The sequence below is a fragment of the Orrella dioscoreae genome (assembly GCF_900089455.2).
Classification (GTDB): Bacteria; Pseudomonadota; Gammaproteobacteria; order Burkholderiales; family Burkholderiaceae_B; genus Orrella; species Orrella dioscoreae.
In genome coordinates this window covers 1,783,463-1,796,537 of record NZ_LT907988.1, presented here as the reverse complement: position 1 = coordinate 1,796,537, position 13,075 = coordinate 1,783,463, and the positions used below count along the sequence as shown (strand labels likewise).

General features: G+C 64.9%; 9 protein-coding genes and 2 rRNA genes. 8 read left to right on the top strand and 3 right to left on the bottom strand.

Annotation, left to right across the window (positions count from 1 at the left end; all coding sequences use genetic code 11):
- Nucleotides 1-15: 15 nt before the first annotated feature.
- The 8 genes from ODI_RS08355 (at nucleotide 16) to ODI_RS08320 (ending at nucleotide 9,117) form a co-directional block, all read left to right on the top strand.
- Entirely contained in the window at nucleotides 16-852 is an 837-nt protein-coding gene (locus tag ODI_RS08355; protein ID WP_067755110.1) for an ABC transporter permease, read from the top strand.
- A 4-nt stretch (nucleotides 853-856) separates the two neighbouring features.
- On the top strand, nucleotides 857-2,557 hold the full coding sequence (locus tag ODI_RS08350) for an ABC transporter ATP-binding protein (RefSeq protein ID WP_067755107.1): 1,701 nt from the start codon (nucleotides 857-859) through the stop codon (nucleotides 2,555-2,557).
- Entirely contained in the window at nucleotides 2,554-3,846 is a 1,293-nt protein-coding gene (locus ODI_RS08345) for a Zn-dependent hydrolase (protein ID WP_067755104.1), read from the top strand. The genes ODI_RS08350 and ODI_RS08345 overlap by 4 nt, the downstream gene beginning before the upstream one ends.
- 36 nt (nucleotides 3,847-3,882) lie before the next feature.
- Complete coding sequence (locus ODI_RS08340; protein WP_067755101.1) at nucleotides 3,883-4,887, top strand: hydroxyacid dehydrogenase; 1,005 nt, start codon at nucleotides 3,883-3,885, stop codon at nucleotides 4,885-4,887.
- The gene (hutG, locus tag ODI_RS08335; protein ID WP_067755098.1) at nucleotides 4,884-5,684 is read left to right on the top strand and encodes an N-formylglutamate deformylase; all 801 of its coding nucleotides are present in this window, start codon (nucleotides 4,884-4,886) and stop codon (nucleotides 5,682-5,684) included. Before ODI_RS08340 ends, hutG begins: the two co-directional genes overlap by 4 nt.
- Nucleotides 5,685-5,695: 11 nt before the next feature.
- Nucleotides 5,696-6,448, top strand: coding sequence for a biotin/lipoyl-containing protein (locus ODI_RS08330; RefSeq protein WP_098020875.1), 753 nt, complete (start codon nucleotides 5,696-5,698; stop codon nucleotides 6,446-6,448).
- Nucleotides 6,438-7,796, top strand: a complete 1,359-nt coding sequence (gene accC / locus ODI_RS08325) for an acetyl-CoA carboxylase biotin carboxylase subunit (RefSeq protein WP_067755095.1) — start codon at nucleotides 6,438-6,440, stop codon at nucleotides 7,794-7,796. The genes ODI_RS08330 and accC overlap by 11 nt, the downstream gene beginning before the upstream one ends.
- Before the next feature lie 97 nt (nucleotides 7,797-7,893).
- On the top strand, nucleotides 7,894-9,117 hold the full coding sequence (locus ODI_RS08320; protein WP_067755092.1) for a pyridoxal phosphate-dependent aminotransferase: 1,224 nt from the start codon (nucleotides 7,894-7,896) through the stop codon (nucleotides 9,115-9,117).
- 76 nt (nucleotides 9,118-9,193) lie between these two features.
- Here ODI_RS08320 and ODI_RS08315 read toward each other — a convergent pair whose 3' ends face one another.
- The 3 genes from ODI_RS08315 to ODI_RS08305 all read right to left on the bottom strand — a co-directional run bounded on the left by ODI_RS08315 (nucleotide 9,194) and on the right by ODI_RS08305 (nucleotide 13,061).
- Nucleotides 9,194-9,721, bottom strand: a complete 528-nt coding sequence (locus tag ODI_RS08315; protein WP_082985355.1) for a YbaN family protein — start codon at nucleotides 9,719-9,721, stop codon at nucleotides 9,194-9,196.
- Between the two features lie 158 nt (nucleotides 9,722-9,879).
- Nucleotides 9,880-9,992 (bottom strand): 5S ribosomal RNA (rrf, locus tag ODI_RS08310).
- 188 nt (nucleotides 9,993-10,180) lie between these two features.
- A 23S ribosomal RNA gene (locus tag ODI_RS08305) occupies nucleotides 10,181-13,061 on the bottom strand.
- Nucleotides 13,062-13,075: the final 14 nt, after the last annotated feature.

The following is a 13,075-nucleotide window of genomic DNA, read 5'->3' as shown; positions in this document are numbered from 1 at the left end:
GAGAGAGACACACACATGACCTTCCTGAAACGATTCCTCTCCAACCGCGGGGCCGCCCTGGGCGCCGTGCTGTTGCTCGCCGTCATCCTCACCGGCTGCTTCGCCAGCTTCTGGTACGAAGGCTCGCCGTGGATGATGGTGGCCCAGCCCCTCATCGAACCCTTCACCGATCCGGCCTATCCGCTGGGCACCGACATGCTGGGCCGCGACATCGCCGCCGGCCTCGCGCACGGCGCCCGCGTCTCGCTCATGATCGGCGTCATTTCCACCCTGGTCGCGGTGTTCGTCGGCATCCTGGTGGGCGCGCTGGCCGGCTACTACGGCAAGTGGGTCGACGACGTGCTGATGCGCGCCACCGAGTTCTTCCAGACCGTGCCCCAACTGGCCATGGCGATGGTGCTCGTGGCCATCTTCAAGCCCTCGCTCTACTCCATCGTCGGCGCCATCGCGATGGTGTCCTGGCCGCCTGTCGCGCGCCTGGTCCGCTCGGAATTCATGTCGCTCAAGACGCGTGAATTCGTGCAGGCGGCCGTCGTCATCGGCCAGCGTCCCAGCCGCATCATCCTCACGCAGATCCTGCCCAACACGGCCTCGCCCATCATCGTCACCGCCTCGCTCATGACGGCCACCGCCATCCTGACCGAATCCGCGCTGTCCTTCCTGGGCCTGGGCGACCGCAACCTGATGAGCTGGGGCTACATGATCGGCGCGGCCCGCACCATGCTGCGCGAGTCGCAGTGGATGAGCCTGTGGCCCGGCATGGCCATCATGCTCACCGTGCTGGCCATCAACCTGATCGGCGAAGGCTTGAACGACGCCCTCAACCCGCAACTTCGCAAGCGTGGAGCGTGACAGCATGACCCAAGACAACGCCACCACCCAGCCCGCAGCCGCCCAGCCCGCGCTGCTGTCCGTGCGCAATCTCAGCATCGCCCTGCCCAAGGGCGGCGACCGCGCGCACGCCGTCAAGGACGTGTCCTACGACATCCGCGCGGGCGAGATCCTGTGCATCGTGGGCGAGTCCGGTTCGGGCAAGTCCATGAGCGCCAACGCCATCATGGGCCTGCTGCCCGACTACCTGCAGCCCGAGGGCGGCCAGATCCTGCTCAAGGGCAAGGACCTGCTGACGCGCCCCGAACACGAACTGCGCGCCATGCGCGGGCGTGACATGGCCATGATCTTCCAGGAGCCGCTCTCGGCGCTCAACCCCCTGCAGACCGTGGGCGAACAGATCGCCGAGGTCATGCAGGTGCACAACGCCTATCCGGGCGAGGCGCGCGAGCAGCGGGTGCTGGAGCTGCTGCAGTTCGTCGGCCTGCCCGACCCCGCCACGCTGCGCCACGCCTATCCCTTCCGCCTGTCGGGCGGCCAGCGCCAGCGCGTCATGATCGCGATGGCGCTCGCGCTGGAACCGCAACTGCTGATCGCCGACGAGCCCACCACCGCGCTGGACGTCACCACCCAGGCCCAGATCCTGGCGCTCATCGCCCGCATCCAGAAAGAGAAAGGCATGGGCGTGATGTTCGTCACGCACGACTTCGGCGTCGTGGCACAGATCGCCGACCGCGTGGCGGTCATGGAGAAAGGCATCCTGGTGGAACAGGGCACGGCCGATGAAGTGCTGAATCGTCCGCGCCATCCATACACCCAGCGGCTGATCGCCGCCGTGCCGCGCCAGCGCGCGGGCGACGCCGGCCGTCCCGAACCCGAGGGTTATCCGGTACTGCGTGTGGAGAACCTGAACAAGACCTACGTCACTGGCGGCGGCCTGTTCCAGAAGAAGCGCGAAGTGCATGCGGTCAACGACGTGAGCTTCAGCATCCGCCGTGGCGAGACCGTGGGCATCGTGGGTGAATCGGGCTCGGGCAAATCCACCATCGGCAAATGCCTGTTGAAGCTCATCGACATCGACGGCGGCCAGATGGTTTTCGACGGCACCGACATCGCGCCGATGCCCGAAGCGCAGTTCCGCCAGCACCGCCGCCACATCCAGATGATCTTCCAGGATCCCTTCGCCTCGCTCAACCCGCGCCACACCGTGGGCCGCATCCTGTGCGACGGCCCGCGCGCCAACGGCGTGCCGCGCGAGCAGGCCGAAAGCCGCGCGCGCGAACTGCTGAAGCTCGTCGAGCTGGACCCCTCGGCCTTCGACCGCTACCCCGGCGAGTTCTCCGGCGGCCAGCGCCAGCGCATCGGCATCGCCCGCGCGCTGGCCATGGACCCGCGCCTGATCGTGGCCGACGAGTCCGTCTCGGCGCTGGACGTGTCGGTGCAGGCGCAGGTGCTCAAGCTGCTGCACGACGTGCAGCAGCGCCTGGACCTGGCGCTCATCTTCATCACCCACGACCTGCGCGTCGCGGCGCAGATCTGCGACCACATCCTGGTCATGCACCAGGGCAAGGTCGTGGAACAAGGCCCGCCCGCCCAGATCTTCGACGCCCCGCAGCACCCGTACACGCGCCAGCTCATCGCCGCCGTCCCCGGCCGCGACTGGGATCCTGGCGCGGCCGTGGAGACATTCACCCAGGACAACGAGAGGGCGCTGAGCCCCGCATGACGATGATGGAACCCGATATGGCCCTGGCCGAAAGCCTCTTCGCGCAACTGCGCGCGGACAGCTTCGACGGCGTGGGCATCACCCGTGACACCTATGGTCCCGGCGAACAGGCCGCGCACGACCTGCTGGCGCAGACCGCGCGCGACCTGGGCCTGGAAATCCGGCGCGATGCCGCCCTCAACCTCTACCTGACCCTGCCCGGCCAGGACCGCCAGGCGCCCGCCGTCATGACGGGTTCCCACCTGGACTCCGTGCCGCGCGGCGGCAACTACGACGGAGCGGCCGGCGTGGTAGCCGGCATGGCCGTGCTGGCCGGCTGGGTGCGCGCAGGCGTCCGCCCGGCACGCGACGTCACCGTCATGGGCGTGCGCGCGGAAGAAAGCGCGTGGTTCCCCGTGTCCTACGTGGGCAGCAAGGCCGCCTTCGGCCTGCTGGACGCCGCCGCGCTGGCAGCCCGACGGGCCGACACCCAACGCGCCCTGTCGGACCACCTCGCCACCCTGGGCGGCAACCCGCAAGCCGTCGCGCGCGGCGAGGCCGCGCTGCGCCCCGAGGCGCTCGACTGCTTCGTGGAACTGCACATCGAACAAGGCCCCGTGCTCATCGGCGAAGGCGACACGCTCGGCGTGGTCACGGGCATCTGCGGCAGCCACCGCTATCGCCAGGCGCAGGTCCTCGGGCGCTACGCCCACTCCGGCGCCGCCCCACGCGGCCACCGCAGCGACGCCGTGGTGGCGCTGGCCACGCTCATCGCGCGCCTGCAGGATGCCTGGCGTGACATGGAAGCAGCCGGCCACGAGCTCACGCTCACCTTCGGCCAGGTCTACACCGACGCCCAGCAGGCCGACTTCAGCAAGGTGCCCGGCCAGGTCAGCTTCTGCGTGGACATCCGCTCGCGCGACACCAACAGCCTGCGCCAGATGGATGCGCACGTCCAAGGCATCGCGGCCGAACTGGAGGCTGCGCACGGCGTGCGCTTCGACTGGGGCGCCACCTCGGGCAGCCAGCCCGCCATCATGGACGAGCGCCTGCAGGCGGCCCTGCACGCGGCCGCCGATGCCATCGGCGCCCCGTCGCGCAGCATGCCCAGCGGCGCCGGCCACGACGCGGCCACGTTCTCGAACCAGGGCGTGCCCACCGCGATGCTTTTCGTGCGCAACGCCCACGGCAGCCACAACCCGGACGAGGCGCTGGACATGCGCGACTTCACCGCCGCCACCCGCGTCCTGGGCCAGGTCCTGGGCCTGCGCGCAGGCATCGCACGCGCCGGCGCGCCCATCGCGTCCTGACACCCCTGACCTCCGACTTTCCGAGACTCAACGCCCATGCCCACCTGCGTCATCGCCCAACCGATACACCCCGTCGGCGCGCAACTGCTCGGCGCCGCCGGCATCGACGTCATCCAGGCGCCCGGCCCCGACCTCGCTTCCGTGCGCAGCGTCATGGCCAATGCCAACGCCGTGCTGGTGCGCGACAGCCTGCCCGCCGACCTCATCGACGCCGCACCCGGCCTCTGCGTCATTGCCAACCACGGCACCGGCACCGACAAGATCGACGTGGCGCGCGCCACCGAACTCGGCGTGCCCGTCGTCTATACGCCCGACGCCAACGTCCGCGCGGTCGCCGAGCACGCGCTCACCCTGATGCTCGCCACCGCCCACCAGGCCGCGCAGGCCGACGCCGCCACGCGCCGCGGCCACTGGCGCTTCAAATACGAACAGCCCATGCTCTCGCTCCATGGCAAGACGCTGGGCATCGCAGGCCTGGGCCGCACCGGCCGCATCCTCAGTGAAATGGCCTCGCGCGGGCTTGGCATGCGGATCCTGGTCTGGTCACCCAGCCTGCCCGCGGACGAAACCCTGGGCGAGGGCGTCACGCGCGTCGACAGCCTGGAGGCGCTGCTGCAGGCCTCGGACGTCGTCGCGCTGCACCGGCCCTTGCGCGCGGACACGCAACACATGCTCAATGCCGCTACCATCTCACAGATGAAACCCGGCGCCATCGTCGTCAACACCTCGCGCGGCGGCCTCATCGACGAGGTTGCGCTGGTCGAGGCGCTGCGCAATGGCCGCCTCTTCGGCGCCGGCCTGGACGTCTTCGAGCAGGAACCGCTGACGGCCGACTCGCCGCTGGCCGGCCTGCCCAACGTCGTGCTCACGCCGCACGTGGCAGGCTCTTCGCAGGAAGCCCTGCATGCCACGGCCAGCCAGTGCGCCGAACAGATCATCGCCGTGCTGAACGGCCAGCGCCCCGCGCACATGGTGCGCCCTGAAGTGTGGGACCGCCGCCGCCAGCTCTCATCCCTGCCCGTTCGCGAGGACCACGCATGACACGCCCCATCATCACCCTGGAACAGGGCACGTTGCCCCTGCTCATCTCCATCCCCCATGGCGGCGAATGCCTGCCCGAGGCGCTGGCCCAGCGCATGACGCCCGCCGCCCGCAAGCTCACCGACACCGACTGGCACCTGTCGCGGCTCTACGATTTCGCGCGCGCCATGGGCGCCTCGATCCTGCAGGCCAACTACTCGCGCTACGTCATCGACATGAACCGCCCGCGCGACGGCAGCAGCCTGTATGCCGGCCAGACGACCACGGGCCTGTGCCCCACGGAAACCTTCCGCGGCGAACTGATCTATGCCGACGGCCAGGCGCCCGACGACGCCGAGACCGCCGAACGCGTCGCGCACTACTGGGTGCCCTACCACGATGCCCTGCGCGCCGAGCTGGATCGCCTGCGCCAGCAACACAGCCAGGTGCTGCTGTGGGAAGCCCATTCCATTGCCAGCGTGCTGCCCCGTCTCTTCGACGGCCAGTTGCCCGACCTCAACATCGGCACCTACAGCGGCGCGGCCTGCGCGCCGGCACTGCGCGACGCCGCCATCGCCGCGGCCAGCGACAGCGGCTACACCTGGGTGGCGGATGGCCGCTTCAAGGGCGGCCACATCACCCGGCATTACGGCCAGCCGAAAGACGGCGTGCATGCCGTCCAGCTGGAAATGGCCCAGTGCCTCTACATGGACGAAGACGAGCCCTACGGCTATCGGCCAGACCTGGCCGCGCGCGCCCAGCCAGTCGTCGAGGACATGATCCGCCGCGCCCTGGGCGCGCTGGGCACGGTGCGCTGAGCGGAGCCCGCATGATCGACGCCTCTCTCATCCAGGACCTCGCCAGCCAGCTGCGCCGCCTTGGCGTGGAACGGCTGGAAATCGGCGTGTCCGATTGCGTGGCGCACCTGCGCCTGCCGCTCCATACGGCTGCCGGCGCAGCGCCCGCGCACAACCCTGCTCCCGCTGCCGCGCCAGCCGTCACCGTCCGCAGCGAAGGGCTGGGCCTGCTGCGGCTGAGCCACGACGCGCAATTGACCCAAGCCATCCAGCCCGGCGACAAGGTGGAACACGGCCAGCTGCTGGCCTTGCTCGAACTCGAGGACACGCTCACGCCCGTCCTTGCTCCGCAAGCCGGCACGATCGACAGGGTGCTGGGCCAAGACGGCCAGTTGGCCGACTACGGCATGGCGCTCTTCACGTTCGCGTCGCCGCCCGCCACGGCAAGCACGGCAGTCGAAGAGCAGGCCGCAGGCGCCCGCGCCGCCCCGCCCCAGGCGCGTGCCGCGGCAGCCTCCGCCTCGCAGACGCACACCATCCTCTCGCCCATGTCCGGCACCTTCTACCGCGCGGCCCGCCCCGGCGCCGATGCCCTGGTCAGCGTGGGCAGCCGCGTCGAGATCGGCACGCCCCTGTGCGTGCTCGAGGCGATGAAGATGCTCAACGAACTGCCAGCGGAGCACGCCGGCAGCGTCGCGCAGATCCTGTGCGAAAACGGCCAGCTGATCGAAGCCGGCCAGCCCCTGTTCGTCCTGGCCCTCGAGGAGACACGCGGTGTTTCGTAAGATCCTCATCGCCAATCGCGGCGAGATCGCGCAACGCATCCAGCGCGCCTGCCACGAACTGGGCATCCAGACCGTGATCGTGCACGCCGAGGCCGACCGCGATGCCGCCTATGTCCGGCACGCCGACGAAGCCCTCTGCATCGGCCCCGCCCCATCCGCCCGCAGCTACCTGAACATTCCGGCCATTCTTGCCGCCGCCCGCCTGACCGGCGCACAGGCCGTGCATCCTGGCTACGGATTTCTCAGCGAGAACGCCGGCTTCGCCGATGCCGTCGAGGCCGCGGGCCTGGCCTTCATCGGTCCCACCGCCGCCGCCATCCGGACAATGGGCGACAAGGTCCAGGCCAAGCAGGCCATGCTGACTGCCGGCGTGCCTTGCGTGCCCGGCACCGAGGGCGAACTGCCCGATGACCCGCAAGCCATCCTGGCCGCCGCCCGCAAGATCGGCTACCCCCTGATCGTCAAGGCCGCTGGCGGCGGCGGCGGCCGCGGCATGCGCGTCGTGGAGGCCGAAACCGCGCTGCTGGCCGCTGTCGAGACCACCCGCGCGGAAGCAGCGGCCGCCTTCGGCAACCCGGCGCTCTACATGGAGCGCTTCCTGCAACGGCCACGCCACATCGAGATCCAGGTGCTGGCCGACACGCACGGCAACGCCGTCTGGCTGGGCGAACGCGACTGCTCCATGCAGCGCCGCCACCAGAAAGTCATCGAGGAATCCCCGGCGCCGGGGCTGCCCGAGGGCGCTGTCGCCGCCATCGGCGAGCGCTGCGCGCAAGCCTGCCGCACGCTCGGCTACCGCGGCGCCGGCACCTTCGAGTTCCTGTACGAGGACGGCCAGTTCTACTTCATCGAGATGAACACGCGCCTGCAGGTGGAGCACCCGGTCACCGAGCTCACCACCGGCATCGACCTCGTCCAGATGCAGATCCGCATCGCCGCCGGCGAAGCCCTGCCCTGGCCACAGTCCGCCATCCAGCGACGCGGCCACGCCATCGAATGCCGCATCAATGCCGAGAACCCACGCAGCTTCCTGCCCTCGCCCGGCCGCATCACGGAATGGATCGCGCCGGGCGGACCAGGCATCCGCGTCGATTCGCATGCCTACCCGGGTTACATCGTCCCCCCTCACTATGATTCAATGATTGGCAAGTTCATCGCGTATGGAGACACGCGTGAACAAGCCCTTGCGCGCATGCGCGTGGCCTTGCGGGAGACCGTGGTCGCGGGCATCGACACCAACATCGCCTTGCATCGGGACCTGTTGACGGACCCGGTGTTCTGCGAAGGCGGCGCGGGTATCCATTACCTGGAGACCTGGATCGCGTCGCGCACGTCCGCGTCGGGCTGATTGCCCACGCACCCGCCGCGCGGTGTCACACCGCGCGGCGGTTCAGCCAGACCACCAGCGCCCACGCCCGGGCGGCACAAGGAGACAAAAGGAAACCATGAACGCAATCGAACAGAAATTCGCCAGGCTTTCCACCGACAACGCACCCGGCCAGGAGGTCCGCCTGCGCGCGGAGGGCAGCCAGCCGCAAGCCAAGGGTGAGAACCTGCCCGGCACGCCCGTCGATTTCTCGCACGGCGACGTCAACGACTCCGCCTTCGCGCCCACGCCGGGCTCGCTGGAGGCCTTCGTCGATGGCGTCCATCGCGGCGGCGAACAGGCCTACACCGAATACCGCGGCGGCGCCGCCCTGCGCGAACGCGTGGCGGCCCACCTGAGCACCTTCACCGGCGCGCCGGTCTCCGGCGACCGCGAACTCATCATCACCCCGGGCACGCAGGGCGCGCTGTTCCTGGCGATCGCGGCCACCGTCACCGCAGGCGACAAGGTCGCCATCGTGCGCCCCGACTACTTCGCCAATCGCAAGCTCGTCGAATTCCTGGGCGCGGAAATCGTGCCCGTCGACATGGACTACCTGGGCAACGACGTGCGTGCCGGCCTGGACCTCGGCCAGCTCGAAGCCGCCTTCAAATCGGGTGCCAAGACCTTCCTGTTCTCCAATCCCAACAACCCCGCCGGCGTGGTCTACAGCAAGGAAGAGATCGCGCAGATCGCCGCGCTGGCCAACCAATACGGCGCCACGGTCATCGCGGACCAGTTGTATTCCCGCCTGCGCTACACGGGCACCGAATACACCCACCTGCGCGCGACCGCCATGAATCCGGACAATCTCATCACCATCATGGGACCGTCCAAGACCGAGTCGCTCAGCGGCTATCGCCTGGGCGTGGCCTTCGGCGCCGCCCGACTCATCGACCGCATGGAAAAGCTGCAGGCCATCGTGTCCTTGCGCGCGCCGGGCTACTGCCAGGCCGTGCTCACCACCTGGTTCGAAGAGCCCAAAGGCTACATGGACACGCGCATCGCCCAGCACCAGGCCATCCGCGATGACCTGCTGAAAGTGTTGCGTGGCATCGAAGGCGTGGCCGCCCGCACGCCTCAGGCCGGCAGCTATCTGTTCCCGCGCCTGCCCAAGCTCAGCGTCCCGCCGCTCGATTTCGTGCGCCTGCTGCGCCAGCAGGCCGGCGTCATCGTGACGCCCGGCACAGAGTTCAGTCCCCACTCGGCCGACAGCATTCGCCTGAACTTCTCGCAGAACCACCAGGCTGCCGTCCAGGCCATCGAACGCACCGCCACGCTCATCGAACGCTACCGCGCTTGATGCAGCTGGGTGCCATGAAAAAGGCAGCTCCCCGGCGCTGCCTTTTCATTTTCAGGGTTGATTGCCTGCGTTGCGCTCAGACAGGCGGCGCCGGCCGGCTCAACACGTACGCCGCGCAGGCAGCCATGAACATGCCCACCACCGTGGCAAGCGGCCATTGCGGCCGCACACTCAGCCAGAAGATCACATACCCCGCCGTCATACCTGTGCAAGCCAGCGCCTTGCCCTTGCGGCTGATCGCGCCATTGCGCTGCCAATCGCGCAGCGTCGGCCCAAAGGTGGGGTGATTCAGCAACCACGCCTCCATGCGCGGCGACGAACGCGCCATGCACCACGCAGCCAGGATCAGGAAGATCGTCGTCGGCATCACCGGCAACACCGCGCCAATCAGGCCCAGGCCGATGAAAAGAAAGCCCAGCACCAGATAACAGGCGCGTGCCAGCCGGCTTTCAGGCACCAGGCGATGCGTGGCCGCCACGTCCGGCGGGTCTTGCGGCGGCACCTTGCCTTGCCCCGCCGTCGCAGGCGTCACCGCCGAGCAGGCAGGATCGGCGGCGCCACGCGCAGCCGAAGGCAAATCATCTTGAGAGTGGGAGGGATCCATGGGTTCCGCCGTGCTCCACCTTGGCCACAAGGCCGGAACACGCTAGTCCCGGACATTGTAAGCCTGGGCCGGGAACACTGAATCTGTTCGGGCCCGAGATCTGGTCGCCCAAAAGCAAAACCCCATCCGGTTGACCGGATGGGGTTTTGGGGATAAGAGCCTGACAATGACCTACTTTCACAGACGTCCGTCCACTATCATCGGCGCGAAGGCGTTTCACTGTCCTGTTCGGGATGGGAAGGAGTGGTACCACCTTGCTATGGTCGTCAGGCGTAACTGTTTGATGTGTCGCGGTTTAGGGCGTCACATCCAATCTGGGAAGAAGCGTATTGAAGTGTGTTTCAGGCTGGGCCTGAGACAACGAATTGGGATTGTTGGCTTGCTGCAGACGGTGCAGCAAGTTTTGAGTTTTGAACGACACTGTCGCTATAACTATCAGCGTTTAACCGCCAGGGTTATAGGATCAAGCCGCACGGGCAATTAGTATCGGTTAGCTTAACGCATTACTGCGCTTCCACACCCGACCTATCAACGTCCTGGTCTCGAACGACCCTTCAGGGGAATCAAGTTCCCAGGGATACCTAATCTTCAGACGAGTTTCCCGCTTAGATGCCTTCAGCGGTTATCTCTTCCGTACTTAGCTACCCGGCAATGCCATTGGCATGACAACCGGTACACCAGAGGTACGTCCACTCCGGTCCTCTCGTACTAGGAGCAGGCTCCGTCAAGTATCCAACGCCCACGGCAGATAGGGACCAAACTGTCTCACGACGTTTTAAACCCAGCTCACGTACCTCTTTAAATGGCGAACAGCCATACCCTTGGGACCGGCTACAGCCCCAGGATGAGATGAGCCGACATCGAGGTGCCAAACACCGCCGTCGATATGAACTCTTGGGCGGTATCAGCCTGTTATCCCCAGAGTACCTTTTATCCGTTGAGCGATGGCCCTTCCATTCAGAACCACCGGATCACTATGTCCTGCTTTCGCACCTGTTCGACTTGTCAGTCTCACAGTCAAGCACGCTTATGCCATTGCACTATCAGCACGATTTCCGACCGTACCTAGCGTACCTTCGAACTCCTCCGTTACACTTTGGGAGGAGACCGCCCCAGTCAAACTGCCCACCATGCACTGTCCCCGACCCGGATAACGGGCCTAGGTTAGAACCGCAAACAAACCAGGGTGGTATTTCAAGGACGGCTCCACGTGATCTAGCGACCACGCTTCAGCGCCTCCCACCTATCCTACACAGACCGGTTCACAGTCCAATGCAAAGCTACAGTAAAGGTTCATGGGGTCTTTCCGTCTAGCCGCGGGTAGATTGCATCATCACAAACACTTCAACTTCGCTGAGTCTCGGGAGGAGACAGTGTGGCCATCGTTACGCCATTCGTGCAGGTCGGAACTTACCCGACAAGGAATTTCGCTACCTTAGGACCGTTATAGTTACGGCCGCCGTTTACCGGGGCTTCGATCAAGAGCTTGCACCCCATCACTTAACCTTCCGGCACCGGGCAGGCGTCACACCCTATACGTCGACTTTCGTCTTTGCAGAGTGCTGTGTTTTTAATAAACAGTCGCAGCCACCGATTCTCTGCGGCCCCATCATGCTCCGAGCGCAGGCTCTTCACACTACCGGGGCATACCTTCTCCCGAAGTTACGGTATCAATTTGCCGAGTTCCTTCTCCCGAGTTCTCTCAAGCGCCTTGGAATATTCATCCCGTCCACCTGTGTCGGTTTGCGGTACGGTCTCGTACAGCTGAAGCTTAGAGGCTTTTCTTGGAACCACTTCCAATCACTTCGCGAACAATGTTCGCTCGCGCCACACCCTTGAATTACGCGCCCGGATTTGCCTAAGCGCCTTCTTCGATGCAGCAACAGGGACATCCAACACCCTGATGATCTTCCGCAATCCGTCCCCCCATCGCACTGTACGACGGTGCTGGAATATTAACCAGCTTCCCATCAGCTACGCATCTCTGCCTCGCCTTAGGGGCCGACTCACCCTGCGCCGATGAACGTTGCGCAGGAAACCTTGGACTTACGGCGAGGGGGCTTTTCACCCCCTTTATCGCTACTCATGTCAGCATTCGCACTTCTGATACCTCCAGCAGCCTTTACAAGCCACCTTCGCAGGCTTACAGAACGCTCTCCTACCGCGTGTACATAGTACACACCCGCAGCTTCGGTTCATTGCTTAGCCCCGTTACATCTTCCGCGCAGGACGACTCGATCAGTGAGCTATTACGCTTTCTTTAAAGGATGGCTGCTTCTAAGCCAACCTCCTGACTGTCTATGCCTTCCCACTTCGTTTCCCACTTAGCAATGATTTGGGACCTTAGCTGGCGGTCTGGGTTGTTTCCCTCTTGAGTCCGGACGTTAGCACCCGGTGCTCTGTCTCCCAAGCTGTACTTGCAGGTATTCGGAGTTTGCCATAGTTTGGTAAGTCGCCATGACCCCCTAGCTATAACAGTGCTCTACCCCCTGCAGTAATACTTGAGGCACTACCTAAATAGTTTTCGGAGAGAACCAGCTATTTCCAGATTTGTTTAGCCTTTCACCCCTATCCACAGCTCATCCCCTAATTTTTCAACATTAGTGGGTTCGGTCCTCCAGCACGTGTTACCGTGCCTTCAACCTGGCCATGGATAGATCATCTGGTTTCGGGTCTACACCCAGCGACTGAACGCCCTATTCGGACTCGCTTTCGCTACGCCTTCCCTATTCGGTTAAGCTCGCCACTGAATGTAAGTCGCTGACCCATTATACAAAAGGTACGCAGTCACCCCACAAGGAGGCTCCTACTGTTTGTATGCATACGGTTTCAGGATCTATTTCACTCCCCTTCCGGGGTTCTTTTCGCCTTTCCCTCACGGTACTGGTTCACTATCGGTCGATCACGAGTATTTAGCCTTGGAGGATGGTCCCCCCATCTTCAAACAGGATTTCACGTGTCCCGCCCTACTTCTCGTACGCTTAGTTCCACCTTCGTAATTTCGTGTACAGGGCTATCACCTGCTATGGCCGGAGTTTCCAATCCGTTCCACTATCACGAAGGCTAAAACGTACAGGCTCTTCCGATTTCGCTCGCCACTACTTTCGGAATCTCGGTTGATTTCTTTTCCTCGAGCTACTGAGATGTTTCAGTTCACCCGGTTCGCTTCCACTGACCTATGTATTCAGTCAGGGATACTCCTTGCGGAGTGGGTTTCCCCATTCGGACATCTACGGATCAAAGCTTGTTTGCCAGCTCCCCGTAGCTTTTCGCAGGCTACCACGTCCTTCATCGCCTGTGATCGCCAAGGCATCCACCATATGCACTTAGTCGCTTGATCCTATAACCATGTCG

Coding starts and splice junctions, on each gene's coding strand:
- ODI_RS08340 (WP_067755101.1), top strand. CDS start 3,883: ATGCCCACCTGCGTCATCGCCCAACCGATACACCCCGTCGGCGCGCAA.
- ODI_RS08320 (WP_067755092.1), top strand. CDS start 7,894: ATGAACGCAATCGAACAGAAATTCGCCAGGCTTTCCACCGACAACGCA.
- ODI_RS08350 (WP_067755107.1), top strand. CDS start 857: ATGACCCAAGACAACGCCACCACCCAGCCCGCAGCCGCCCAGCCCGCG.
- hutG (WP_067755098.1), top strand. CDS start 4,884: ATGACACGCCCCATCATCACCCTGGAACAGGGCACGTTGCCCCTGCTC.
- ODI_RS08345 (WP_067755104.1), top strand. CDS start 2,554: ATGACGATGATGGAACCCGATATGGCCCTGGCCGAAAGCCTCTTCGCG.
- ODI_RS08315 (WP_082985355.1), bottom strand. CDS start 9,721: ATGGATCCCTCCCACTCTCAAGATGATTTGCCTTCGGCTGCGCGTGGC.
- ODI_RS08355 (WP_067755110.1), top strand. CDS start 16: ATGACCTTCCTGAAACGATTCCTCTCCAACCGCGGGGCCGCCCTGGGC.
- ODI_RS08330 (WP_098020875.1), top strand. CDS start 5,696: ATGATCGACGCCTCTCTCATCCAGGACCTCGCCAGCCAGCTGCGCCGC.